Genomic DNA, 23,122 nt, shown 5'->3' on the forward strand with positions numbered 1-23,122 from the left:
GGCACCGCAACGGTGACCGGGGCTCTTTGCTGTGTCCTGCCACGACGCCTCCGGCCCGGCATACCGCACATGCAGCCGTAAACCGATCGTGTCTTCATATGTGCTGACTCGTTGGACGGATGGGGTGACGTGGGGATCAAGCCCCGCCCCCCAGCTCGTACCAACATCCGAGACGAGCCGACAGGGCATGAACGTGATCAACAATGCAGTACTGCTGGAGTCGAGGTCTCTGCGCAATGACGTCGCCGGCCGGACAGAGGCGCTCGACAAGGTCAAGGCGCTCTCGCTGCTGCCGGACGGCATGCACGTGACCACGGCGATGGTCGCGGCGTACTTCGAGGTGACCGTGAAGACCCTTGAGTCCGTTATGGAGGACCACAGGGAGGAGCTGGACTCCAATGGCCTCCAGGTTCTGACAGGCACGCGACTGGCCCTCTTCAAGGGGGCCTGTGGAATTCAGTCACGTTCACGGGCGATCGCGGTCTTCTCCCGACGGACGGTACTCAACGTCGCCATGCTTCTCCGGGACAGCGAAATCGCACGTCAGGTGCGTACATACCTGCTTGACATGGAGTACGTGGCGCGGACTCAGCCTGTGGACAACTCTGTCCACAGGGAAACCGGGGCCCTCGACGAGCACATCGACCACCGCATCACCCACATCCTCGGCAAGACCGTCGTCCCCATGTCCAACGCCCTCATCGAGGCTTCCGGTGACCACCGCAAGGAGCTGATCTCGCTCCGGGACGACGTCGAGAAAGTCGAGCAGAAGCTCTGCAATCACCATCACCGGCTGAGGCACCTTGAACACGCCCAGGGCCCGCGCCCGTACACCGGAATCATGGCGTCCATCGACGCCATGAACTGGCGGGAGTTCGAGCACCATGTCGCCGTACTGCTCCGCCGCGACGGCTGTACGGACGTCGTGGTGCACGGCGGTCCCGGCGACCGAGGTGTGGATGTCACAGCGGTGACCGCAGACGGCCGCAGCATCGTCGTGCAGTGCAAGAGCTTCGCGCCCTACCGTCCGGTGTGGAGCGGAGAGCTGCAGAAGTTCCTCGGCGCCTCTTTCGTCCAGCATGGGGCCGATGTGGCTCTCTTCGTCGCCACGACCTCCTTCACACCCGACGCACGCGCCATCGCCGAGACTTACGGCATCACCCTCGTCGACCGCGCTCATCTCGAAAAGTGGAGCGCCGGAGTACCGCTGCCGATCCTGAGGTAGCCGTAGCCAGACTGAGAAAGGACCCGAAGTCGCAAAGGGTGGTTGCGACTTCGGGCCTTCGCCATCCTAGAACGACCAGGCTCCTCGAAGGAGCTCAGTCACGGCTAACGCAGCTCCGCCGGCTTCGTGCGGTCCTTGTCCACCTTCTCCGTACGCACCAGCTCGCCCCACACGATGTAGCGGTACTTCGACGTGTAGACCGGTGTGCAGGTCGTCAGCGTGATGTAGCGGCCGGGCTTCTGCGCGCCCGATCCCTTCGGCACCGCCTGCAGTACATCGACGTTGTACTTGGACGTCTCGGGAAGCTCCTTGAAGACCTTGTAGATGTACCAGGTGTCCCTGGTCTCGAAGACGACCGCGTCACCCGTCTTCACCTTGTCGATGTTGTGGAACTTGGCACCGTGCCCGTCGCGGTGCGCCGCCAGGGTGAAGTTGCCCTTCTTATCCCAGGGGAGGGCCGACTTCACCGGTTCCGTGTAGTAGCCCGCGATGCCGTTGTTGAGGTTCTCGGTGTCGGTGCCCTTCTTGACGAGCACCTCGCCGTTCTTCATCGACGGAACGTGCAGGAAGCCGATGCCGTCCTTGGTGTCCAGGGCGCCCGGTCCGCCCGCCCAGCGGTCGCGGACGGTATGGCCCTGCTTGGCGGCCTCGCGGTCGGCGAGGACGTTCGTCCACCAGAGGGAGTAGACGACGAACAGTCCCAGCACCAGGCCCGCGGTGATCAGCAGTTCGCCGAAGAAACTGACCGCCGTCGCGACGGGATGGCGTTCTCTGCGCCGCGGCGGGGGCGCGAACTCCCCGATTCGCTCTTCGTGCTCGGTCCTCGCTGTCACCGCACCCGTCCCTGTCGTGATGATGTTTCAGCCGACGAGCGCGTCGGGCTTGCCCTTGCTGCGCGGTCGTTCGTCGACCATCTTGCCCCAGACGATCAAACGGTACGTACTCGTGAATTCCGGCGTACAGGTCGTCAGAGTGATGTACCGGCCCGGCCCGGTGAACCCCGAACCGGGCGGAACCGGGCCGATCACCGAGACGTTGGACGGCGAAGTCTGCGGAAGGGTCCTCGTCGCCTCGTACGTGTAGTACGTGTCCTGCGTCTCGACCACGATCAGGTCACCGGAGCGCAGCCTGTTGATGTAGCGGAACGGTTCGCCGTGCGTGTTGCGGTGGCCCGCCAGCGCGAAGTTGCCCTTCTTCGCGGACGGCATCGCGGTGCGCAGCGTGCCCTCGCTGTAGTGGCCGACCATGCCCCGGTCGAGGACCTTCTCCTTGCTGATGCCCTCGGCGATCGGCGCGACCACGTCCAGTTTGGGGATATGGATGATGGCGAACCCCTGCCCGGCCTCGAACGCACCCGGGTTGCGGTCGCCCTTCGCCCAGTCGTCCTGGATCTTGTGCGTCTCCTTGCCGGCGTACTGGTCGGCACGCACATTCGTCCACCACAGCTGGTACGTGACGAACAGCAGCATCAGCACACCGAGCGAGATGAACAGCTCACCGACGACCCGGCTGGCGACAACGGCCGGGCTGTCCTTGGCCGCGCGCGCCGCGCGCCGCGCCTCGACGCGCGACATCGGCTTGGCGGCCGATGCCGATGCCGTGGCCGACACCGTGCTTTCCGACCGCGGTTCGGCCCGTCGGCGGCCGCGCCCCTTCGCGGCGCGTCGGCGCTCGGCACGGCCTCCGGTACGCGGTTCCGGATCAGCCCTCTCGCGGTCTGTATCCGGCTCCGCGTCCAGGCCCGGCACCGGCTCCGGCACGAAAACCGGCTGCCGGACCGTCAACGCCTGATCGGCCAGGTGGCGCGGGTCCGCAGTCCGCAGTCCGACCGTCTCGTCGTCCGGCGGGAGGGGAACGGGTGCGGGGGCGGGGGCGGTCTGCACCCGGGGCACCGGCGCGGGCGCCTGCTGCCCGTACCAGTCCCGTTCGAACCCCTCGGGGTCGTACCACTCCCGCGGGGTCTGCTCGGGCGTCTGCGCCCCGTGTGGCGCCTGTGGCTGTGACTGTCCTTGCGCCTGCGCCGGGATTGGCTGATCCGGCGCCCGGTACAGTCCCCGCCCCTGCTCCTGCGGCGGGATGCCGCCGGACCGGGACCACGGTGAGGCGTGCTGCCCGGGCAGCGGATCGTTCAGCGGATCCGCCAGTTGGTCGACCGCCGCCTCGAACGCGCCCGCGGCCTCGTACGCTCCTTGCTCGTACGGGCCGTCCTGTCCGGCGTCGTGTTCGGGACGGAGTGCGGTCACGCGGCGGCCTTGCCCACCACCGGCGCGAGCCCCGCCGACCTCGCGACGGCTCCTGTGTCGCCGCACTGTGCCAGCCAGTTGGCCAGCATCAGATGGCCGTGCTCGGTCAGCACCGACTCCGGGTGGAACTGCACGCCCTCCACCGCCAGTTCCCGGTGGCGCAGCCCCATGATGATGCCGTCGGCGGTGCGCGCCGTCACCTCCAGCTCCGCCGGGACCGTGTCGGGTTCGGCGGCGAGCGAGTGGTAGCGGGTCGCGGTGAAGGGGGACGGCAGGCCGGTGAAGACCCCGGTGCCCTCGTGGGTCACCAGCGAGGTCTTGCCGTGCAGCAGCTCCGGGGCGCGGTCCACCACACCCCCGTACGCCACCGCCATCGACTGCATCCCGAGGCAGACCCCGAAGACCGGGACGCCCGTGGCCGCGCAGTGGCGGACCATCTCGATGCAGACCCCCGCCTGCTCCGGGGTGCCGGGGCCGGGCGACAGCAGGACCCCGTCGAAGCCGTCCTGGGCGTGTGCCGTGGTCACCTCGTCGTTGCGCAGCACTTCGCACTCGGCGCCGAGCTGGTAGAGGTACTGGACGAGGTTGAAGACGAAGCTGTCGTAGTTGTCCACGACGAGGATGCGGGCGCTCACTGGCCGCCCCCCGTTCCCGTCGAGCCGTCCACCGTCACGTCGCCGAACGGAAGCAGCGGCTCCGCCCACGGGAAGACGTACTGGAAAAGCGCGTAGACGACAGCCAGCGCCAGCACGAGCGAGATGAGCGCACGCACCCATGCGTTGCCCGGCAGATGCCGCCAGATCCAGCCGTACATGCTGTCCCCTCCATTCGGTACGGGACCAGACTAAAGGGCCGGGGCACGAGCGTGGGTCAGCTGTGGAAAGCTGCCGGCCTGCCGTCGCTCACCGGCTGGGTCGCGTCGAGGTGCGCCCAGGCGATCAGCCGGTGGCTGCTGCCCCATTCGGGGTCGCAGGTGGTCAGCGTCAGATAGCGGCCGGGCCCGTGGAAACCGGACCTGCGGGGTACGGGGTCGATGACCGCGATGTCGCTCGGCACCGTCCGGTAGGGCTTCTTGTCGATGCGGTACGTGAACCACGTCGTCCCGTCCGTCAGCAGCACCGCGTCGTCCGGGCGCAGCTTCGGGAAGTCCTTGAACGGGTCCCCGTACGTGCGACGGTGTCCGGCCACCGCGAAGTTGCCCGTCGCGCCGAGGCGGGCGGTCCCGCTGTAGTGGCCGAGCCCCTTCTGCAAGGTCCTGACCTCGGTGTTCTCCAGGACGGGCCACTCCCAGCCCTTGCCGAAGCGGGGGATGTACAGCATCGCGAACGGCTTGCCGTCCCGGTACGCCGCGGGGGCGGGCGGCGCCGACGGTATCGGGGAAGCGCCCGGCGCGGGGGACGTGCCCGGCGCCGGGGCGGACACCGTGCCCCGCGCCCACTGGTTCTGCAGGGTGTCGATCTGTCCCTCGGTCGCGTCGGCGGCCTTCACTCCGGTCCAGAACAGCACGTACACCACAAAGAGCACGATCAGGGCACCGACGGTGACGCAGAGTTCGCTGAACGTCCGCACGATCAGTCGCACCGACACCGTGTCGGCCTCCCCACAGCTGCTCGCTACTTCACCGGCTCCGCGTAGTGGAGATCCACTGTGCCCGAGTAGCCGGGAAGAGTCACCGCCTTGTGCTCGTCGACTTTCCAGCCGAGCCCGTACGCCTTCACATACAGCAGGTAGTTGCTGATCGCCGGGGAGTCGTCGAGTGCCCGCTTGAGCGCGGCCGGGTCACCCACTGCGGTGATCTTGTACGGCGGGGAGTAGACGCGGCCCTGGAGGATCAGGGTGTTGCCGACGCAGCGGACCGCGCTGGTGGAGATGAGCCGCTGGTCCATGACCTGGATGCCCTGGGCGCCGCCCTGCCAGAGGGCGTTGACGACCGCCTGCAGGTCCTGCTGGTGAATGACCAGGTCGTTGGGTTGCGGGTCGGGATAGCCGGGGTTCGCGGTGGCGCCCAGCGGTGCATCATTGAGCGTGACGGACACGGACCGGCCGGAGAGCTTCGTGGTACCCGCGGCCCGCGCCAGCTCCTTGAGCCGGGCGTCCTCCGCCTCGGTGCTGCCGCGGTCGCGCCGCACGAGGGCGTCGATGTCCCCGCGCGCGGTGGCATTGGTCTCGTCCAAGTGGGCGTTCTTGCCGCTGCGCTGCTGGATGAGGTCGGAGAGCTTCAGCAGCGAGGAGTCGGTGCGAATGTTGGTGCCCTTGGCCGTGTTGGCGCTGGTGACGAAGATCAGCCCGGCGAGGGCGAAGACAGCGGCGGTGAGCACCCGGGCCGGGTGCCGGAAGGTGCGCCGGACCGGTCCTCGGGAGGAGTCGGCAGAATTGCTCAACGTACCCTTATCTCCTTCGGCGCCACGGAAGCACTACGCTAACGGACGCCCGAGGGAGGAAGCATTCCCCCTCGCGCCCCGCCCCGGCGCCAGCCACAGTTCTCTGCGCGGTCACGCAGCGCATCGACAGGAGAGTTCCTCGTGCCGAAGTCACGTATCCGCAAGAAGGCCGACTTCACGCCCCCTCCGGCGAAGCAGGCAACCAACATAAAGCTGACCAGCCGCAGCTGGGTGGCGCCGGTGATGCTGGCGCTCTTCCTGATCGGTCTGGCCTGGATCGTCGTTTTCTATGTGACCGACGGCGATCTGCCGATCAAGTCGCTGGGGAACTGGAACATCGTCGTCGGCTTCGGCTTCATCGCCGGCGGCTTCGGCGTCTCCACGCAGTGGAAGTAGTGCCGCAGGGCGCCTGATCCCACAGCGGGGACCGGTTCCGCAACCCTTGCCCCGAGTTACCCACAGAGTTATCCACAGGCAGGGGAAAAGGTCAGACGATCTGTGGATAACTCCCTGGCTGTTGACGCCGATGTGACTGCAGCCTCCCTCACCGAGGGATGGCACGCCCCTTGTCCCTGCTGGAAAAACCCAGCTCAGCGACAAGGGGCACAGTTGTTCCCACAGAATGCACAAGATCCGGCACGCGCTGTGGACAAGTCACGCTGTGGACAGCCGGCCGATCGTAGATCTCCGGGAACCGGGCCGGGTCCGGGGCGGCGTCGGCTCAGGTGAGCGCGGCTGTTCTGGCTAGGACGATGGCGACCACGGCCACCAGGACCAGGGCACAGGTGCCGTACTGCACCAGGGCGCGCCGCTCACGGGGGGCGTGCACCATGGCGATCGCGATCAGCGTGCCCGCGATCAGACCGCCGACATGCGCCTGCCAGGCGATCCCGCCCCAGGGGTTGAAGGTGATGACCAGGTTCACCGCGAGCAGCGCGAGGACCGGGCGCATGTCGTAGTTGAGCCGGCGCATGAGCACGGCGGTGGCGCCCAGAAGGCCGAAGATCGCTCCGGAGGCGCCGAGCGAGGGCTGATTCGGTGCGGCGAGCCAGTAGGTGAGAGCGCTGCCCGCCAGGCCGGAGAGCAGATAGAGCGCGAGGTAGCGGGCGCGGCCGAGCGCCGCCTCCAAGGGGCCGCCGAGCCACCACAGTCCCAGCATGTTGAACGCGATGTGCCACACCTCCTGGTGCAGGAACATCGACGTCACCAGCCGGTACCACTGGCCCTCCGCAACACCCTCCGGCGGGCCGCCGTAGTAGAGGTTGGCCCGGCCGAAGAGCGTCAGGTCCTGGAGCAGCGACCCCTTCACGTGCACCACGATGAACACGGCGACATTGAGAGCGAGCAGGATCTTGGTGATGAGCCGGGGGTCGGCCGTGATGGGGGCACCGGCGACCGTGCGCGGCCGGGCGGCGCCCGGGCCGTGTCCCGTACCGGCTCCCTGGCGGGCGCAGTCCGGGCACTGGAAGCCGACCGAGGCGTTGACCATGCACTCGGGGCAGATCGGGCGGTCGCAGCGGGTGCAGCGGATGTGCGTACCGCGACCGGGGTGGCGGTAGCAGCTGAGCGAGCCGTCCGTGGCGGCGGACCGGTCCTGGTCTCCCGGCGGCTGCTGGTCCATCGGTCCCATCACTTCCCGGTCCCCTCGGTGCTTGTCGTGGCGGCAGCACTCACAACGCAGCCCTGCTCGTCCGCTATGTAACAAGTACGGACGAGCAGGGCGGTTGGTTCCCGAAAGGACAATCAGAGCGTGACCATTTGATGACTACCGGCGATCATCGGTTCTCGATGACGACCGACTCGATCACGACGTCCTGCAGCGGACGGTCGGTGCGGGAGTTGGTCTTGGTGGCCGCGATGGCGTCCACGACCTTCTGGCTGGCGGGGTCGACGACCTCGCCGAAGATGGTGTGCTTGCCGGTCAGCCAGGCTGTCGGCGAGACGGTCACGAAGAACTGCGAGCCGTTGGTGCCCGGGCCGGCGTTGGCCATGGCCAGCAGGTACGGCTTGTTGAAGCTGAGGTCGGGGTGGAACTCGTCACCGAACTCGTACCCCGGGCCACCGGTGCCGTTGCCCAGCGGGTCGCCGCCCTGGATCATGAAGCCGCTGATGACGCGGTGGAAGACGGTGCCGTCGTACAGCCGGTCCGTGGACTTCTTGCCGGTCTCGGGATGCGTCCACTCACGCTCGCCCTGGGCGAGCTCGACGAAGTTCTTGACCGTCTTGGGCGCGTGGTTCGGCAGAAGCCGGATCTCGATGTCGCCCTGATTGGTCTTCAAGGTGGCGTAAAGCTGCTCGGCCACGATCTGCCTTCCGTGAGTCTTCGGTGAGTCTTCGGTGACGTCGGGTCCGCGAGGGGTGACGTCGGGTCCGCGGTGACGTTCCACCGATCCTCGCACGGTCCTTCCGCTCCGGCGCCCGGCCGCCACCCCGAACGCACTCCGCTCACCTTGTTGCCCGATCGAGCGCCCGTCCTGCCCATGGAACCCGTCCTGCCCTGTCGGGTGCCCGTCGCGCCGAGGCCGTGTCCGCACCCCTTCCTTCGCCCACCCCTTCGCCTGCGGGTTCCCCGAAGTCTCTCGTGTGCCGCTCCCCGCAGGAACAAATGCGGCCAAGTGCGTGACCAACCGGCGCGGGCTGAACCGAACCGTGGCATTGTCGTCGGCAAGCTCCCCCTTGCACCGCATTGCCCGAAGATGTCAGTCATGACCGGGATGACCCGTATGCCTGCCCCGCATGCCGTACAGGCCTTCAGCAGGCATGATCTCGAAATGGGTGGAAAGGCGGAGTACCTACCCGCCACCAAGGAGGAGGATCCCGTGACCCGCATCGACAGCGTGCGCGCCGCAACCGACTCGGCCAAGGACAGCGTGCAGCACGCCGCGGAAGTGGTGGCGCCCTACGCCGACTCGGCCAAGGACCAGGCCGCACATCTCGCGTACGAGGCCCGCACACGGCTCGCGCCGAAGGTGTCGAAGGCAGCCCAGCAGGCCCGCGTCCAATACGACGCGCATCTCGCGCCGCGTATCGGACTGGCCCGTGCCCATGTGCCCCCCAAGGTCGACGAGGTGGCCCAGCGCGCGGCGCTCCGCACACGGCAGGTCGCGCGCAGCGCCGCGGACTACACCGTTCCGCGCGTCGAGCACGCGATGGCCGTCGCCCAGCCCGTGGCGGAGGAGGCCTCGCTCCGCAGCGCCGCAGCGCTGGCGGCGTTGCGCGGACAGGTCACCGCGAAGGAGATCAGGCAGCTCGCCAGGAAGCACGAGCGGCGGGCGAAGGCCGGCCGGTTCTTCAAGTGTTTCGCCGTGGCCGGCATCGTGGCGGGTGCCGCGTACGCCGCCTGGCGGTGGTGGGACAAGCAGGCCAACCCGGACTGGCTGGTCGAGCCGCCCGCCCCCACGGAGGTCTCCGACCGCGCACCGCTGACCTCGGTCGACGGCAGCGGACCGTCTTCGCTCGCCCCGGAGGCCCAGGCCGAGCAGGGCGATGCGGAGAACACGAAGAGCAAGGGGACGGACGGTCCGGAGGGTGTGGACGGCACCGATCGCGACGACCGCCGCTGAGCAGTCCCCGCACGGCGGAGCGGGCGTCGGAAGACTTTGAGGTCTTCCGACGCCCGCTTCGCCGTCCGCGGAGTCGGGGGATGCGGAAGCGGGTAGCTCGCGAGGCCGAGTCGCATGGCGTCAGCGGGGTGGTTTCGGGACGCCGCCCACGCGGCGGGTCAGTTCGCGGGCGGTCTGCGCGACGTGCCCCGCGATCTCCTGGCGTTCGGCGGCACTCCCCGGCCGGCTCGGGAACGTGACGCACACGCCGGCGATCGGATGGGCGTGGTGATCGAACACGGCGGCGGCGATGGAGGACAGGCCGACGGTGATTTCGCCCTCCTCGGTGGCGTACTGCCGACGGCGCACCTCGGCCAGCAGGGCACGCAGCGCGGTCAACGAGGTGGGCCCCGCGTCGTTGCGCTGGACGAAGGACGACCGGTCCGGGAAGAGCGCCCGTACCTGCGCGGCCGGCAGATGGGCCAGTACCGCGCGGCCGCTGGCGGTCAGCTGGGCCGGCAGCCGCACACCCACCTCGCTGACCAGGGGGGCGCGGCCGGGGGCCCGTTCCTCGATGACGTAGATGACCTCGCGGCCGTGCAGCACCGCGAGGTTGGCGTTGTGCCCGGTGCGGTCCACAAGCTTGGCCAGCGGCACCCGGGCCAGCCGCTGGAAGGGCTCCTGGCGCGCGTACCCGGAGGCGAGTTCGAAGGCGCTGACGCCGAGACCGTAGCGCCGCTCCTCGGGCAGGTGGGAGACGAAGCCGTCGGCGGCAAGGGTGTCCAGCAGGTGGTAGGTCGTCGAGCGGGGCAGTCCGACGTCGCGGCTGATGGCCGCCGCGGGCACCGGGGCGGCCTGGGTCGCCAGATAGCGCAGCACGGCCAGGACCTGCGCGGCAGCCGGGACGATGCTCATGCTCCGACGATAGACCCGCCGTCGCGTGGACCATTTGTCTGGGATCCCAGACACAACCTTCGGGCAGCCCGTCGCGGTGCGGCCCCCGTAACCGGCTTCATGAAGACATGACTGTTGATGTTGGTGTCGGCCCGCTCTCTGCCGACGATGTTGTGTCCGTTGCCCGCCTGGGAACTCCGGTGGCCCTGTCGCCGGAGGCATTGAAGGAGATCGCCCGCAGCCGTGAGGTGATCCGGGGCCTGGCCGACGAGGTGGTGCCGCACTACGGCGTCTCCACCGGTTTCGGGGCGCTGGCCACCCGCCACATCCCCGGCGAACTGCGCGCGCAGCTGCAGCGCAGCCTGGTGCGCTCGCATGCCGCGGGTTCCGGCCCCGAGGTCGAGCGCGAGGTCGTCCGTGCGCTGATGCTGCTGCGTCTGTCGACGCTGGCGACGGGCCGTACCGGCGTGCGTACGGAGACCGCCGAGGCCTACGCCGCGCTGCTCAACGCCGGCATCACCCCCGTCGTGCACGAGTACGGCTCGCTCGGCTGCTCCGGCGACCTGGCCCCGCTCGCCCACTGTGCGCTCGCCGTCATGGGCGAGGGCACGGTCCGCGACGCCGACGGCACGCATCTGCCGGCCGCCGAGGCGCTCGCCGCCGCCGGGATCACTCCGGTCGTGCTGGAGGAGAAGGAGGGCCTCGCGCTGATCAACGGCACCGACGGCATGCTCGGCATGCTGGTGCTGGCCGCCCACGATCTGCGCCGGCTGCTGCGCACCGCCGACATCGCCGCCGCCATGAGCGTCGAGGGCCAGCTCGGTACGGACGCCGTGTTCGCGGCCGACCTCCAGGCGCTCCGCCCCCACCCGGGCCAGGCCGACAGCGCCGCGAACCTGCGGGCCCTGCTCGCCGACTCGGGCATCGTCGCCAGCCACCGCACGCCGGAGTGCACGCGGGTGCAGGACGCGTACTCGCTGCGCTGCTCGCCGCAGGTGCACGGCGCGGTCCGCGACACCCTCGCGCACGCCGAGCTGGTGGCCGCCCGCGAGCTGGCGAGCGCCGTCGACAACCCGGTGGTCACGCTGGACGGCCGGGTGGAGAGCAACGGCAACTTCCACGGTGCGCCGGTCGCCTGTGTGCTGGACTTCCTCGCCATTTCCGTCGCCGACCTGGCCTCGGTCTCCGAGCGCCGTACGGACCGGTTCCTGGACCCGGCCCGTAACCACGGTCTGAACGCCTTCCTGGCGGACGACCCGGGCGTCGACTCCGGCCACATGATCGCCCAGTACACGCAGGCCGCGATCGTCTCCGAACTGAAGCGGCTGGCCACCCCCGCCTCCGTCGACTCCATCCCCTCCAGTGCCATGCAGGAGGACCACGTCTCCATGGGCTGGTCCGCGGCCCGCAAGCTGCGCCGCGCGCTGGACGGCCTCGGCCGCGTCCTCGCGGTGGAGATCTACACCGCGGCCCGCGCGCTGGACATGCGCGCCCCGCTGACGCCGTCGCCCGCCACGGCGGCGGTACGCGACGGCCTGCGCGAGACGGTCGAGGGCCCCGGCCCCGACCGCTGGCTCGCTCCCGAGATCGAGGCCACCGTGCAGTACGTCGCCTCGGGCGACGCGATCGCTGCCGCGGAGTCCGTCACCGGCCCGCTGGCCTGAACCGCCTGCGCGCTGCCCGGCGAGTGACTCGCCGGGCAGCGCGCACGACCACCGCGGGGGCGTGCACAAGGCCCCCGCGGGCGGTCACACCGTGCCAGGCGCCGTGCTCCGCGAGGTCACCATGCGGTGGATCAGGCGCGCGCCGGCGCGCGCCGTGCGCCGGCCGACATCGAGGTCCGGGTTCAGCTCGGCGATGTCGCACACGGCGAGCTTGCCGCTCGCGGCCTCCTTGGCGCAGACGCGCTCGATGACGTCCATCTGCACGCTGTAGGCGGCGGGGGCGCTGACGCCCGGTGCGACGGCGGCGGGGAGCACGTCGAGGTCGATGCTCAGATGCACGACCTCACAGCTCGCGAGGAAGTCGTCGACGAACTTCTCGGTACGGGGCAGGTCGAGCAGCCCGCACCCGGTGTCCGGAAGGTAGCGCACCATCGGGGATGTCCGCACGGGGCCGGCCACGGCCTGCCGGCCGTCGCGCCCGGTCGTGCGGGGCCGGTCGTGCGGGGCCGGTCGTCGGCGTGTCGTCGGCGTCGGTCGTCGGCGTCGGTCGTCGGCGTCGGTGTGGTCAGCGGGCGGGTGCGGGCAGGGTGAGGCGTCCGTCGTGGACTTCGGCGATCTGGTCGACGGCGGTGAGGTGGGCGCGGTCGTGGGTGACGAGGACGGTGGCGGTGGCCCTTTGGTGGGTGAGCCGGGTGATCAGGTCGATGACGGCGGCGCCGCGTTCGTGGTCCAGGGCGCTGGTGGGTTCGTCGACCAGGAGGACGGTGGGGTCGTTCATCAGGGCGCGGGCGATGTTGATGCGCTGGCGCTGGCCGCCGGAGAGCTGGTGGGGGCGTCGGCCCGCCTGGTCGGCCAGGCCGACGGCGTCCAGCAGCTCCATCGCGCGCGGGCGGGCCGCGGACGGGGAACGGCCGTCGATCCGGGCCATGACCTGGAGCTGTTCGGCCGCGGTGAGGGAGGGCAGCAGGTTGGGCTGCTGGAAGACGATGCCGATCTTGTGACGGCGTAGCGCGGTCAGTTCGCCGCGGGTCATGCCGGTGGTGCTGGTGCCGTCGATGGTGACGGTGCCGGCCTCGGGGGTAATGAGGGTGGCGGCGACGGCGAGGAGGCTGGACTTGCCGGAGCCGGAGGGGCCGACGACGGCGGTGAGGCTGCCCTTGGGGACGTCGAGGCAGACCCGGTCCAGGGCAGTGAGGCGGCTCTCGCCGTCGGGGTAGGTCAGGGTGATGTCGGTCAGGTTCAGGCTCATCGTGCGCTCCCCAGGGCGGTCAGCGGGTCGACGGAAGTGATGCGGCGGATGGACAGGGCGGCCCCTAGCGCGCCGAGCAGGATCATCACGGCGGCCGGGACGAGGACGGTTGCCGGGGTGAGGAGGAAGGGCACGGACGAACCGGAAACGGCAGCACCGACAGCGGCGGCGAGTCCGGTGCCGATCAGGGTGCCGCCCGCCAGGAGGACGACGGCCTGGCCGAGGGCGTCCTTCAACAGGCTGGCAGTGGACGCGCCCAGGGCCTTGAGGACGGCGACATCGCCGCTGCGCTGAATGGTCCACACCGTGAAGAACGCGCCGATGACCAGCGCGGAGATGGCGAACAGGAAGCCGCGCATCAGCTGCAGGGAGCCGTTCTCGGAGGTGTAGGAGCCGATCGCGGACAGCGAGTCGTCCTTGGACACCGTCTTCGTGCCCACGGCCTTGTCGGTCGCGTCCACCTCGGCGTCCGATGACGTCGTGAGTGCGATGACGGTCGCCTCGGGACCGTCGGAGCCGCCGGTGGGCGGGGCGGTCTTCTGCCAGGTGGTGAGGCTGGTCCAGACGACGGGGGTGTGGCTGAAGGACGCGTCCCCGCTCGTGGCGGCGACGGTCAGACTCCGGCCGGCGACGGTGACCGTGTCGCCCGGCTTCACACCGAGGCCGTCGGCGGCGGCGGCGGACAGCACCACCGAACGGTCGTCGATCTTCCCGCTGTCGGGGGCCAGGCCGGAGCCGGGCCGGACTCCGAAGACGGACACGCCCTCGCTCCGGTCGCCGGCGGTGGCCTTGGTGGTGGAGATGCCCAGCGGCTCGGCGCCGCTCACCCCGGGTGCCTCGGCCCACCGCTTCCACTGCTCGCGGGTGACCGTGGAATTGGAGTACGACACGTCCTGCCCGCTGCTCGGAGCGGCGAAGGCGATCCTGTCGGCGGGCAGGCCCGTGATCGCGGAGATGTTCTGCCGGCCGAGTCCGGCGGTCAGCCCGGACAGCAGCCCGACCAGCAGCGTGATCAGCACGATGACGGTTCCCATCAAGGCAAAGCGCCCCTTGGCGAACCGGAGATCTCTCCAGGCGACGAACATGTTCCGGCCTGTCCTTTCACGGGGTGGAATCGGTACGTGGTCACTCGTGGAATCGGTACGTCTTCACGTGCGGATTCAATGCGTATTCACGTGCGGAAGCAGCACGCCTTCACGTGTGGAAGCGGTATGTCCCCACCCTCGTCGCCGCCCCCATGCCGAGGCATCGCGCCCAGGAACGGACTTTTGGAATCAAAGGGCGGCGCCTGCCCTCCACCTTTTGATTGATGCCCGGTATGGCCCGTTTCCGTAGACTGGGTGTCTCATGAGCACCCTCACTCCCACCACCAGGGCCCTGGCCTGGTGCCTGCACCTGCTGGTCATCGGCCTGCTCGCCCTGACCGTGGTCCGAGCCCTGGGCACGGGGGAATCCCGGGCGGGCCTCATCGTCGCCGTCTGTACGGCGCTGGGGGTGGCGTACGCCGTGGGCCCGCTGCTGCCCCGTATCAGCCGCTCCCGCCGGGCCGCCGCGCTGTGGCTGGGCATGGTGGGCGCCGTCTGGCTGGTTCTGCTGGCCCTGACCGCCGACGCGGTGTGGCTGGCGTTCCCGCTGTATTTCCTCCAGCTCCATCTGCTGCCCCGCCGCGGCGGCCTGGTCTCGGTCGTCGCCACCGCCGTCGCTGCGATCACGGCCTTCTCCGCCCACCAGGGCACCTTCGCCGCAGCCACCGCGATCGGCCCGGCGCTGGGCGCGGCCGTCGCCGTGGCCGTGGTGTGGGGCTACCAGGCCCTGTACCGGGAGAGCGAACAGCGCCGACGCCTGATCGAGGAACTCACCACCACCCGCGCCGACCTCGCCGCCGCCCAGCACACCGCCGGTGTCCTGGCCGAACGCGAACGCCTCGCCCGCGAGATCCACGACACCCTCGCCCAGGGCCTGTCCAGCATCCAGTTGCTCCTGCGCGCCGCCGAACGCGCCCTGCCCGCCCGGCCCGAGGCCGCCGGCCGCTACATCGACCAGGCCCGCCAGACGTCCGTGGACAACCTCGCCGAAGCCCGCCGGTTCGTCGCGGCCCTCACCCCGCCCGCCCTGGAAGGCACCACCCTGGCCGGAGCCCTGGAACGGCTGTGCGCCACGACCAGCACCCAGCACCCCCTCACCGCCCGCTTCCATCTCACCGGCGAGCCCGTGCCCCTGCCGACCGCCCACGAAGTCGCCCTGCTGCGCATCGCGCAGTCCGCGCTGTCCAACACCGTCCGCCACGCACGCGCCACCACCGCAGAGGTGACTCTCAGCTACCTCGACGACGCGGTGGCCCTCGACGTCGTCGACGACGGCACCGGCTTCGACCCCACCCGCCTGCCCGCTCCCGATCCGGCCACCGGCGGTTTCGGGCTGGCCGCCATGCGCGCCCGCACCCATGCTCTTGGCGGCACCCTCAGCATCGAATCCGCGCCCGGCCGAGGCAGCGCCCTCGCAGCGCAGCTCCCCGCCCACCCGGCACCCCGACCCGACGACGAGGCCCAGCCGTGACCAACACCCCCATCCGTCTGCTGCTCGCCGACGACCATCCGGTCGTACGGGCCGGACTGCGCGCCGTACTGGAGACCGAACCGGACTTCACCATCGTGGCCGAGGCCGCCACGGCCGAGGAAGCGGTCACCCTGGCCGGCGAACTCGACATCGACGTCGTTCTGATGGACCTCCAGTTCGGCCGGGGCATGAACGGCTCCCAGGCCACCGCCGCCATCACCGCCCGCCCCGGCGCACCCAGGGTCCTGGTCGTCACCACCTACGACACCGACGCCGACACGCTGCCCGCCATCGAAGCGGGCGCCACCGGCTACCTCCTCAAGGACGCCCCGCCCGAGGAACTGGCCGCCGCCGTACGGACCGCCGCCGCCGGGCGCACCACCCTCGCCCCCACCGTCGCCGACCGGCTCATGAACCGCCTGCGCACCCCCCGTGCCGCCCTGACCCGCCGCGAGACGGAAATCCTCGGTCTGGTCGCCGACGGCCTGTCCAACCAGCGCATCAGCGACCGGCTCAGCCTCACCCAGGCCACCGTCAAGTCCCACCTGGCCCACATCTACGCCAAGCTCGGCGTCGACTCCCGCACCGCCGCCGTCGCCACCGCCACCGACCTCGGCCTCATCCGCCGCTGACGGCCGGCACATTGGCAGCCGCTGAACAGGGCCCATGGCACCAGGCACTCTGTTCAGCTGTGCAGAGCGAGGGGGGTAGGGCGCGAGGGCGACCAGCAGGGGGACGGTGAGCATCGGCCAGCCGTCGTGCCCGCTCCGCGCGAGGCCGCGACGGGACCCGGTCGGCAGGAACCGTGCCACCGGACGGGCCCGGCGGCACGGGCTGTCCGCTGTCCTCCGGTGTGGCCTTCGCGGTGCGATCCATGCCGTCCACGCTATCGAGCACGTATTGCGCCAGAGTTACCGCCACCCTGCTTGACCTGCGAAAACGCATGACCTGCGGTTCTCATGCCGTCGCCGGGCACTCCGCCATCGACGGCCCGTCACCCGAGACGTCATCAACACAAAAAGGTGCCCCGATCCACGCAAAAAGATCCCCCGGCCGCGTTTCCGCGGTCCGGGGGACCCTTCTACCGATGTGGAGCCTAGGAGATTCGAACTCCTGACATCTGCCTTGCAAAGGCAGCGCTCTACCAACTGAGCTAAGGCCCCGAAAAGCGGACAGCACCGGACGCTCCAGCGTCTCGGCGACCGCCGCAGACCAGAGTACCGGGTACCCCCCGGAATCCTGCAAAAAGATAGGGACTCCCGGTCCGCGACCACGCTCCGTAAGATGCTCGACGAGGTTCGCGGCAGCGAAGCCGCAGCGAAGGGGAGACGCGCCATGGATGCAGCTCAGCAAGAGGCAACAGCAAGAGCCCGGGAACTTCAGCGCAGTTGGTACGGAGAGTCTCTCGGGGCGCTCTTCCGCCGGCTGATCGATGATCTCGGCCTGAACCAGGCCCGGCTCGCCGCGGTCCTCGGGCTGTCCGCCCCCATGCTCTCCCAGCTGATGAGCGGCCAGCGGGCGAAGATCGGCAACCCCGCGGTCGTCCAGCGCGTCCAGGCTCTCCAGGAACTGGCCGGTCAGGTCGCCGACGGCAGCGTCAGCGCGGGAGAGGCCACCGACCGCATGGAAGAGATCAAGAAGTCCCAGGGCGGCTCCGTCCTCACCGCCACCGGCCAGACCTCCCACACCGGCGGCGCTCCGACCGTCCGGCGCGTGGTCCGCGAGATCCAGTCGTTGCTGCGGTCCGTCGCGGCCGCCGGTGACATCATCGATGCCGCCGACTCCCTCGCCCCGACCCACCCGGAGCTGGCAGAGTTCCTCAAGGTGTACGGCGCGGGACGCACCGCGGACGCGGTGGCGCACTACGAGGGACACCAGAGCTAGGGCCTGTCCGACAGACCCTGGGGCACTACCCCCGAGAACCGGGCACGAGCCGGAACAGGAACTGGGAGCAGGCGCAGCGCAATGGGTGAGGTCTTCGCCGGTCGGTACGAACTGATCGATCCGATCGGACGTGGTGGGGTCGGCGCCGTCTGGCGCGCCTGGGACCACCGGCGCCGCCGCTATGTGGCGGCCAAGGTCCTCCAGCAGAGCGACGCGCACACGCTGCTGCGCTTCGTCCGCGAGCAGGCGCTGCGGATCGAGCATCCGCATGTCCTCGCCCCGGCCAGCTGGGCCGCGGACGACGACAAGGTCCTGTTCACCATGGATCTGGTGAGCGGCGGTTCGCTGGCCCATGTCATCGGCGACTACGGGCCGTTGCCCCCTCGTTTCGTCTGCACGCTGCTCGACCAGCTGCTGTCCGGGCTGTCGACGGTGCATGCGGAGGGCGTCGTGCACCGGGACATCAAACCCGCCAACATCCTGATGGAGGCCACCGGCACCGGGCGGCCGCATCTGCGGCTGTCCGACTTCGGCATCTCCATGCGCAAGGGCGAGCCGCGCCTCACCGAGACCAACTACGTGGTGGGAACACCGGGTTACTTCGCGCCCGAGCAGATGATGGGCGCGGAGCCCGACTTCCCCGCGGACCTGTTCGCGGTCGGCCTGGTGGCGCTGTATCTGCTGCAGGGCAAGAAGCCGGACGCGCAGGCCATCGTCGAGCACTTCGCCGCGTACGGAACTCCCGGCGCCCCGGAGGGGATTCCCGAGCCGCTGTGGCAGGTCCTGGCGGGGCTGCTGCAGCCGGATCCCCAGGCCAGGTTCCGTACGGCCACGGGCGCGCGCAAGGCACTGACGGCCGCGGTCGACATGCTGCCCGAGCCCGGCACCGACGACGAGCCGGTGGAGGTCTTCGACCAACTCGGGCCGCTGCCCGCCGGCTTCGGACCCGACGGACCGGTCACGGCCCCCAGAACGGCCGTGCAGGACGCGCACCCCATACCGCCCGTGCCCCCCGGCCCCGCGGCTCAGCACCCCGTGCAGCAGCCCTACACCCCGCCTCCGGTCCCGATGTCGGAGACGGGCAGCTTCCACCTTCCGCCGCCTCCGCAGCAGCCCACACCGCTGCCCCAGCAGGCCACACCTTCCACTCCGCTCCCGGCGCACGCGGCCGCACCGTTCGCCACGCACGCGCCCGATCCCTCGCAGGCCCCCACCGCCCCGGTGCACCACGAGCCGGCTCTCACCCGGGCGTACACCGCCGGGCAGCCGCAGGTGCCCGCTCCGGGATCAGGATTTGCCGCGCAGGTGCCGCGGAAGCGGCCGGGACCGCCCCCGAAGGTGGCGGTCCCGGTCCTGCTGGTGGCGCTGATCTGTTTCGCCGTGGGTGTCTGGGCGCTGACCCAGAGCTGAGTGCGCCGTCGGCCGGAACCCAGCCCGCCGTATGCGGCAGCGGTTCCGGCCCCGGCTACCAGGCCTGCGGCGGTCCTCCGTAAGGCGGCTGTCCGCCCCCGCCCGGTCCACCCGCTGCCGGACCGTTCGAACCGGGCACAACCGTCGGCCCCATCGCAGCCGCCATGGCCTGCGGCCCCGCCACGGCCGCCGGACCCATCGGGGCGGCCACCGCGCGGCGCCGTGCCAGCAGCGTCCACACGCCGAGCCCGAGCACCAGCACGGCACCCGCGCTGATCCCGGCCACACCGACCGCCCTCATCGTGTTGCTCCTGGCCGCCTCGGGACCGCTCCGGCCGCTCTTGGCCATGTCCCTGTCGTCCTGCGTGACCGAGAAGATCCCCGCGCCGCCCGCGTACGGCGACGTCTGCGCCTTCCCCTCCACCTTGATCTTGAGGATCAGCGGAATCGCCTGGTCACCGTACGAGTTCGCGATCTTCGGGCTGAGCGTCACCGACAGGTAGTACCAGCCGGCGAACCGCATGGCGCTGACGCTGCTGGTGGAGTCGTAACGGTTCTCGTACGCCACCGGAGGCAGCGGATCCAGCGATACGGACGCGGGCTTGCCGGAGTACGACAGCGGGCTCACGTCGTCGACGTGGCCGTGGGCCGGATTGTCCAGGGACATCGCGAGAGCGTTGCCGATGTACTCGTTGGAAGCGTTGTTGTTGCTCAGGTCGGCGGTGACGAAGATCTGCTGGCCCCAGTCCACCGGCACCTGGTAGAAGCGGGTCTGCCCCGGCGCGATGTCGTCGTGCCACTCGCCCGTGTCCAGGCTGATCGCGTTGTTGTAGCTGGTGCCGCCCGACCGCTTCTGCGGGGTGGCGGTGGGCGGCTCCGGGGAGGCCGACGGCCAGTTCTCCGGTGCCTCGGTCGGCATCGAACCGGCCGATTTCAGCCGCGGTTCCGACTCGTAGCGCAGCTCCAGGTCCCACTCGCCGGGCGACGAGGTCGCCTTGCTCTCCCGCTCGATCAGGACGTTGTACGTGCCCGCTTCCTGACAGGTGCTGCTGCCCTTCTTCACGTTCCGGTAGGCGTACGCCGCGATTGGACGCGGGAACTCCGCCGACTCGAACCGGGCGTCCTGCGAACTGCACTGCAGGTCCGTGCTGTCCCTGATGCTGACCTTGATGCCGTCACCGTAGGCGACCTGGCCGCCGTCCCTGGGCACGGCCACCACCGAGACGTACGCGTCCGTCTTCGCGTCGAGGTTCAGGCGGTAGTAGAGCTTCTCGCCGCGCTCGATCGAGCTCTTGTAGACCGATCCGGGCGTGAGCGCCGACGCCTCGGCGCTGACCTCCGCGCCGCTGACCGTCTTCGCCCCGGGATTGAAGGTGTACGCGGTGTCCTCCCCGGCCGCGTACGCCTGCCCCGGCAGCGCCGCCACCGCGCACATCGCCGCGACGGCGGCCAGCGCCGCCCGGCCCCTGTTGCGCTGCCTCATCACGCGCTTCCCCTCGTCGTCTGTGCGGCGCGCCCGCGACGCCCGCGCACGAACACGAGCCCCGCGATCACCACCACCACGGCGCCCGCCCCGGCAACGGCCGCAATGCCGGTCCATCCTGCCCCGCCCGTACCACTGCTGTCTCCGACGCCGCTCGAATTGCCCCTCTTGTCCGCCTTCTTGGTCGCGGCAGCGGCATGGTGCTCGGGGCCGGCCACCTCGTCACCGAGCACCGACACCCGCAGCACCACCCCGATCCGCGCGTTCTCCGCGATCTCGGCGGCCCCCGCCCCCAGCGTCACCGAGATTCGGATACCTGTCGGGGAGGTTGTCGACGACGGCGCCGACGGCCGTACGGGCACTCTCCATCCGGGTGCGCCCCGTACCGTCGTCGTCCGCCATGGAGCCGGACGAGTCGAGCACCATGACCAGGCTGCCGCCCTGACCGGCGCCCGTCTCCCGCGAAGCGCCGGGTAGGCCGCCGCGGCCGGCATCGTCCCCGCCACCAGGGCGAGCAGCGCCCCGCCGATCCCTGCGCCCGCAACCGCAGCGCGGCGGCAGTGATCCCGTGTCCTCACGCGTGCCCCCCGACCGAAAAAGCCGACACTTTTGCTCCCGCAACTCATTGATTTGCGCAAGCGAACTCAAGAGCACGGGTGTCACGGTCCCGCAACAGCACGAAGCCCCGGCCGCTCAGCGACCGGGGCCCGCAATCAGGCTGTTCTGTCTCACACACCCGAACCTGCGGGCACGGAGTCGGTCGCCTCCGTCCACAGATCCTGCTCGGCGCGATCCGCCTGGATCTGGCGGTACACGAGGAGCCCGCCGATGGCGGCCAGTGCGACCAGGAGAAGCTTCTTCACCGCGCGACCTCGTCTTTCCTTGGCGTAGGGGACTTCTGCCGCCCGACTATACACACCGGCCGATATCGATCGGTGACCTGCCTGCGGCCCAATTGGCGCCCAGGGAAAAGCGATCACCCGGGAATCGCTCCCGGCGTAGACCACGCCCGCGCCGGCCGCCTCTCGCAAGTCCGTCGAGTCCGGTTGCACCAGACGAGTGGTGTTCATCTGAAGATCGGCGGATCCGCGGCGTCGGTCCGCGAAATCCAGGGCCACATCCACATCATCGGAAAGGTAAGCAAACCGGACCACCCGAAAGCGAGGGGCCATGAGCACCTTCAAGGCCAAGAACATCTGGACCGCCTTCATCACCGCCTTCTTCGCCCTCCTCGCCGCACTGGGGCTCATGAGCACCCCGGCGGCGGCCACGGAGCAGAACGCCCCGGAGCCGACCACCACGAACCAGGAGCACACGGGTGCGACCGCGGCAACCGCGACCACTCCGTCGGTCCGCTGGACCCTTCCGCGTGACAGGGCGCTGCCACCCACGATGAAGCAGCGCATCCGCGCCGAGGCACACGGCTCCTCACCCGCCGCCAGCCAACTGTCCACGGACACGACGGACGCCACGGAATCCAGGAACACCGCCCACGCCACCCACGGAGCCCCGGCGAAGGACGCGTCCCTATTCCCCCCATGAGAGCCGCACAACTGACGTACAGAGCCCCCGGCACCGGTTCACACCGGCCGGGGGCTCCTTCGTACGCCCCACGCCCCGCCCGACCCCGGCGCACCCCACACCCCACGCACCCGAACCCCGCACCAGCACCAGCACCAGCACCAGCACCAGGCGCGCACCGTACCCACCACACGCAGAAGGCCCGGTGTCTCCGAGGAGATACCGGGCCTTCTGTTGTCACTGTGGGGCTAACAGGATTTGAACCTGTGGCCTCATCCTTATCAGGGATGCGCTCTAACCAACTGAGCTATAGCCCCGCCGCGCTGCGCGCTGACTTCTGAAGATTAGCGCACGTCGGGGCCAGTCCCAAAATCGATACTCCGCGCCCTACTCGTCCTCGGCCAGCGTGAGCTCGACGCCGCCCACGAAGCCCGCCGACAGGTTGTAGATGAAGGAGCCCAGCGTCGCCAGCGCGGTCGCCAGCACCACGTCGATCACCGCGATGACCGAGGTGAAGATGAGGACCCGCGGAAGCGACAGGAACGACTGAAGATCGAAGCCGCCGCTGTCGTTCGAACCGGTGGCCTCGCTGATCGTGCCGCCCACGGTCTCGAAGACGCCCATCGCGTCCATCACCATCCACAGCACCGCCGCCGCCACCACCGTGCAGATGCCGAGCGCGATGGAGAGCAGGAAGCTCACCTTCATCACCGACCACGGGTCGGCCTTGGCCACCCGCAGACGCGCCTTGCGGGTACGCGGAGTCGTCCGCGCCCCCGTCCGCGGCCGCCGGGCCGCCTGCGCGGCGCCGACGCCCTGCGCAGGGCCCTGCGTGCCCTGGGTCCCGCCCGCGGGCGAGGGGTACGCCTGCGGCGGGTGGTACGGCCCGCTCGCCTGCCCCGCTGCGGGCTCGCGCTCACCGGGCAACGGCCCGGTCGCGTAGCCCTCGTACTGGGGCTGAGGCCCCCGGGTGTCCGTCACAGTGCCCCCTTGGGAGTCCGTGGCAGGGCCACGGGCACCGTTCGCTCCAGCTCCGGAAGCGGCCGAACCGGCGCCCGTGGCTCCACTCA

General features: G+C 70.1%; 25 protein-coding genes and 2 tRNA genes. 9 read left to right on the forward strand and 18 right to left on the reverse strand.

Annotated features, from left to right (window positions below; all coding sequences use genetic code 11):
- Positions 1-187: 187 nt before the first annotated feature.
- On the forward strand, positions 188-1,225 hold the full coding sequence (locus tag OH735_RS18285) for a restriction endonuclease (RefSeq protein WP_406382600.1): 1,038 nt from the start codon (positions 188-190) through the stop codon (positions 1,223-1,225).
- 104 nt (positions 1,226-1,329) lie between these two features.
- Here the strand turns inward: OH735_RS18285 and OH735_RS18290 are convergent, their stop codons facing one another.
- Genes OH735_RS18290 through OH735_RS18315 form a run of 6 tightly spaced genes read right to left on the reverse strand, consistent with a single transcriptional unit; the run spans position 1,330 to position 5,849 of the window.
- Positions 1,330-2,058 (reverse strand): class E sortase, encoded by a 729-nt coding sequence (locus OH735_RS18290; protein ID WP_406382602.1) that lies wholly within the window; start codon positions 2,056-2,058, stop codon positions 1,330-1,332.
- A gap of 27 nt (positions 2,059-2,085) precedes the next feature.
- A complete protein-coding gene (locus OH735_RS18295) occupies positions 2,086-3,468 on the reverse strand; it encodes a class E sortase (protein ID WP_406382603.1) in 1,383 nt (460 codons plus the stop codon).
- Positions 3,465-4,103 (reverse strand): aminodeoxychorismate/anthranilate synthase component II, encoded by a 639-nt coding sequence (locus tag OH735_RS18300; RefSeq protein WP_406382604.1) that lies wholly within the window; start codon positions 4,101-4,103, stop codon positions 3,465-3,467. The genes OH735_RS18295 and OH735_RS18300 overlap by 4 nt, the downstream gene beginning before the upstream one ends.
- Positions 4,100-4,282: a hypothetical protein gene (locus OH735_RS18305; protein WP_266747294.1), complete on the reverse strand. Its 183-nt coding sequence runs from the start codon at positions 4,280-4,282 to the stop codon at positions 4,100-4,102. The genes OH735_RS18300 and OH735_RS18305 overlap by 4 nt, the downstream gene beginning before the upstream one ends.
- Positions 4,283-4,338: 56 nt before the next feature.
- Positions 4,339-5,055, reverse strand: coding sequence for a class E sortase (locus OH735_RS18310; protein ID WP_406382605.1), 717 nt, complete (start codon positions 5,053-5,055; stop codon positions 4,339-4,341).
- Positions 5,056-5,081: 26 nt separating this feature from the next.
- Complete coding sequence (locus OH735_RS18315) at positions 5,082-5,849, reverse strand: DUF881 domain-containing protein (protein WP_406382606.1); 768 nt, start codon at positions 5,847-5,849, stop codon at positions 5,082-5,084.
- A gap of 141 nt (positions 5,850-5,990) precedes the next feature.
- On the opposite strand from OH735_RS18315, the gene crgA reads away from it, so the two are divergent.
- Positions 5,991-6,245 (forward strand): cell division protein CrgA, encoded by a 255-nt coding sequence (crgA, locus tag OH735_RS18320; protein WP_265543105.1) that lies wholly within the window; start codon positions 5,991-5,993, stop codon positions 6,243-6,245.
- Between the two features lie 325 nt (positions 6,246-6,570).
- Here crgA and OH735_RS18325 read toward each other — a convergent pair whose 3' ends face one another.
- Complete coding sequence (locus tag OH735_RS18325; protein WP_406382607.1) at positions 6,571-7,470, reverse strand: rhomboid family intramembrane serine protease; 900 nt, start codon at positions 7,468-7,470, stop codon at positions 6,571-6,573.
- Between the two features lie 154 nt (positions 7,471-7,624).
- Positions 7,625-8,152 (reverse strand): peptidylprolyl isomerase, encoded by a 528-nt coding sequence (locus tag OH735_RS18330; RefSeq protein WP_406382608.1) that lies wholly within the window; start codon positions 8,150-8,152, stop codon positions 7,625-7,627.
- A 516-nt stretch (positions 8,153-8,668) separates the two neighbouring features.
- Here OH735_RS18330 and OH735_RS18335 point away from each other — a divergent pair.
- Complete coding sequence (locus OH735_RS18335) at positions 8,669-9,412, forward strand: DUF5324 family protein (RefSeq protein WP_406382609.1); 744 nt, start codon at positions 8,669-8,671, stop codon at positions 9,410-9,412.
- A gap of 120 nt (positions 9,413-9,532) precedes the next feature.
- Here OH735_RS18335 and OH735_RS18340 read toward each other — a convergent pair whose 3' ends face one another.
- Positions 9,533-10,306, reverse strand: a complete 774-nt coding sequence (locus OH735_RS18340; RefSeq protein WP_406382610.1) for an IclR family transcriptional regulator — start codon at positions 10,304-10,306, stop codon at positions 9,533-9,535.
- Between the two features lie 107 nt (positions 10,307-10,413).
- On the opposite strand from OH735_RS18340, the gene hutH reads away from it, so the two are divergent.
- Positions 10,414-11,949, forward strand: coding sequence for a histidine ammonia-lyase (gene hutH / locus OH735_RS18345; protein ID WP_406382611.1), 1,536 nt, complete (start codon positions 10,414-10,416; stop codon positions 11,947-11,949).
- An 84-nt stretch (positions 11,950-12,033) separates the two neighbouring features.
- Here hutH and OH735_RS18350 read toward each other — a convergent pair whose 3' ends face one another.
- The 3 genes from OH735_RS18350 to OH735_RS18360 all read right to left on the reverse strand — a co-directional run bounded on the left by OH735_RS18350 (position 12,034) and on the right by OH735_RS18360 (position 14,283).
- Complete coding sequence (locus OH735_RS18350) at positions 12,034-12,381, reverse strand: arginase family protein (protein WP_406382612.1); 348 nt, start codon at positions 12,379-12,381, stop codon at positions 12,034-12,036.
- A gap of 133 nt (positions 12,382-12,514) precedes the next feature.
- Positions 12,515-13,198 carry an ABC transporter ATP-binding protein gene (locus tag OH735_RS18355; RefSeq protein WP_406382613.1) on the reverse strand — a complete coding sequence of 228 codons (684 nt, stop codon included), beginning with the start codon at positions 13,196-13,198 and terminating at the stop codon, positions 12,515-12,517.
- Positions 13,195-14,283 (reverse strand): ABC transporter permease, encoded by a 1,089-nt coding sequence (locus tag OH735_RS18360; protein ID WP_406382614.1) that lies wholly within the window; start codon positions 14,281-14,283, stop codon positions 13,195-13,197. Before OH735_RS18360 ends, OH735_RS18355 begins: the two co-directional genes overlap by 4 nt.
- A gap of 262 nt (positions 14,284-14,545) precedes the next feature.
- Here OH735_RS18360 and OH735_RS18365 point away from each other — a divergent pair, with 262 nt between their 5' ends.
- Positions 14,546-15,754, forward strand: a complete 1,209-nt coding sequence (locus tag OH735_RS18365; protein ID WP_406382615.1) for a sensor histidine kinase — start codon at positions 14,546-14,548, stop codon at positions 15,752-15,754.
- The gene (locus OH735_RS18370; RefSeq protein WP_406382616.1) at positions 15,751-16,386 is read left to right on the forward strand and encodes a response regulator; all 636 of its coding nucleotides are present in this window, start codon (positions 15,751-15,753) and stop codon (positions 16,384-16,386) included. The genes OH735_RS18365 and OH735_RS18370 overlap by 4 nt, the downstream gene beginning before the upstream one ends.
- Before the next feature lie 458 nt (positions 16,387-16,844).
- Here OH735_RS18370 and OH735_RS18375 read toward each other — a convergent pair.
- Positions 16,845-16,917 (reverse strand) — tRNA-Ala (locus tag OH735_RS18375).
- A gap of 172 nt (positions 16,918-17,089) precedes the next feature.
- On the opposite strand from OH735_RS18375, the gene OH735_RS18380 reads away from it, so the two are divergent.
- Both OH735_RS18380 and OH735_RS18385 read left to right on the forward strand, forming a co-directional pair.
- Positions 17,090-17,638, forward strand: coding sequence for a helix-turn-helix domain-containing protein (locus OH735_RS18380; RefSeq protein ID WP_406382617.1), 549 nt, complete (start codon positions 17,090-17,092; stop codon positions 17,636-17,638).
- 81 nt (positions 17,639-17,719) lie between these two features.
- Positions 17,720-19,048 carry a protein kinase domain-containing protein gene (locus tag OH735_RS18385; protein WP_406382618.1) on the forward strand — a complete coding sequence of 443 codons (1,329 nt, stop codon included), beginning with the start codon at positions 17,720-17,722 and terminating at the stop codon, positions 19,046-19,048.
- 55 nt (positions 19,049-19,103) lie between these two features.
- Here OH735_RS18385 and OH735_RS18390 read toward each other — a convergent pair whose 3' ends face one another.
- The 3 genes from OH735_RS18390 to OH735_RS18400 form a co-directional block, all read right to left on the reverse strand.
- Positions 19,104-20,531, reverse strand: coding sequence for a hypothetical protein (locus tag OH735_RS18390; protein ID WP_406382619.1), 1,428 nt, complete (start codon positions 20,529-20,531; stop codon positions 19,104-19,106).
- On the reverse strand, positions 20,531-20,833 hold the full coding sequence (locus OH735_RS18395) for a hypothetical protein (RefSeq protein ID WP_406382620.1): 303 nt from the start codon (positions 20,831-20,833) through the stop codon (positions 20,531-20,533). Before OH735_RS18395 ends, OH735_RS18390 begins: the two co-directional genes overlap by 1 nt.
- Before the next feature lie 426 nt (positions 20,834-21,259).
- Positions 21,260-21,394, reverse strand: a complete 135-nt coding sequence (locus OH735_RS18400) for a DLW-39 family protein (RefSeq protein WP_003958712.1) — start codon at positions 21,392-21,394, stop codon at positions 21,260-21,262.
- 307 nt (positions 21,395-21,701) lie between these two features.
- Here OH735_RS18400 and OH735_RS18405 point away from each other — a divergent pair, with 307 nt between their 5' ends.
- Positions 21,702-22,073, forward strand: a complete 372-nt coding sequence (locus tag OH735_RS18405; RefSeq protein ID WP_406382622.1) for a DUF6344 domain-containing protein — start codon at positions 21,702-21,704, stop codon at positions 22,071-22,073.
- Between the two features lie 222 nt (positions 22,074-22,295).
- Here OH735_RS18405 and OH735_RS18410 read toward each other — a convergent pair.
- Both OH735_RS18410 and OH735_RS18415 read right to left on the reverse strand, forming a co-directional pair.
- Positions 22,296-22,369: transfer RNA gene (locus OH735_RS18410), tRNA-Ile, on the reverse strand.
- A 70-nt stretch (positions 22,370-22,439) separates the two neighbouring features.
- The gene (locus tag OH735_RS18415; RefSeq protein ID WP_406382623.1) at positions 22,440-23,033 is read right to left on the reverse strand and encodes a DUF3566 domain-containing protein; all 594 of its coding nucleotides are present in this window, start codon (positions 23,031-23,033) and stop codon (positions 22,440-22,442) included.
- Positions 23,034-23,122: the final 89 nt, after the last annotated feature.

Source organism: Streptomyces sp. NBC_01618 (assembly GCF_045209435.1).
In the GTDB taxonomy this organism is placed as follows: Bacteria; Actinomycetota; Actinomycetes; order Streptomycetales; family Streptomycetaceae; genus Streptomyces.

Coding starts and splice junctions, on each gene's coding strand:
- OH735_RS18355 (WP_406382613.1), bottom strand. CDS start 13,198: ATGAGCCTGAACCTGACCGACATCACCCTGACCTACCCCGACGGCGAG.
- hutH (WP_406382611.1), top strand. CDS start 10,414: ATGACTGTTGATGTTGGTGTCGGCCCGCTCTCTGCCGACGATGTTGTG.
- OH735_RS18390 (WP_406382619.1), bottom strand. CDS start 20,531: ATGAGGCAGCGCAACAGGGGCCGGGCGGCGCTGGCCGCCGTCGCGGCG.
- OH735_RS18350 (WP_406382612.1), bottom strand. CDS start 12,381: ATGGTGCGCTACCTTCCGGACACCGGGTGCGGGCTGCTCGACCTGCCC.
- OH735_RS18405 (WP_406382622.1), top strand. CDS start 21,702: ATGAGCACCTTCAAGGCCAAGAACATCTGGACCGCCTTCATCACCGCC.
- OH735_RS18385 (WP_406382618.1), top strand. CDS start 17,720: ATGGGTGAGGTCTTCGCCGGTCGGTACGAACTGATCGATCCGATCGGA.
- OH735_RS18305 (WP_266747294.1), bottom strand. CDS start 4,282: ATGTACGGCTGGATCTGGCGGCATCTGCCGGGCAACGCATGGGTGCGT.
- OH735_RS18340 (WP_406382610.1), bottom strand. CDS start 10,306: ATGAGCATCGTCCCGGCTGCCGCGCAGGTCCTGGCCGTGCTGCGCTAT.
- OH735_RS18360 (WP_406382614.1), bottom strand. CDS start 14,283: ATGTTCGTCGCCTGGAGAGATCTCCGGTTCGCCAAGGGGCGCTTTGCC.
- OH735_RS18285 (WP_406382600.1), top strand. CDS start 188: ATGAACGTGATCAACAATGCAGTACTGCTGGAGTCGAGGTCTCTGCGC.
- OH735_RS18380 (WP_406382617.1), top strand. CDS start 17,090: ATGGATGCAGCTCAGCAAGAGGCAACAGCAAGAGCCCGGGAACTTCAG.
- OH735_RS18365 (WP_406382615.1), top strand. CDS start 14,546: ATGAGCACCCTCACTCCCACCACCAGGGCCCTGGCCTGGTGCCTGCAC.
- OH735_RS18325 (WP_406382607.1), bottom strand. CDS start 7,470: ATGGACCAGCAGCCGCCGGGAGACCAGGACCGGTCCGCCGCCACGGAC.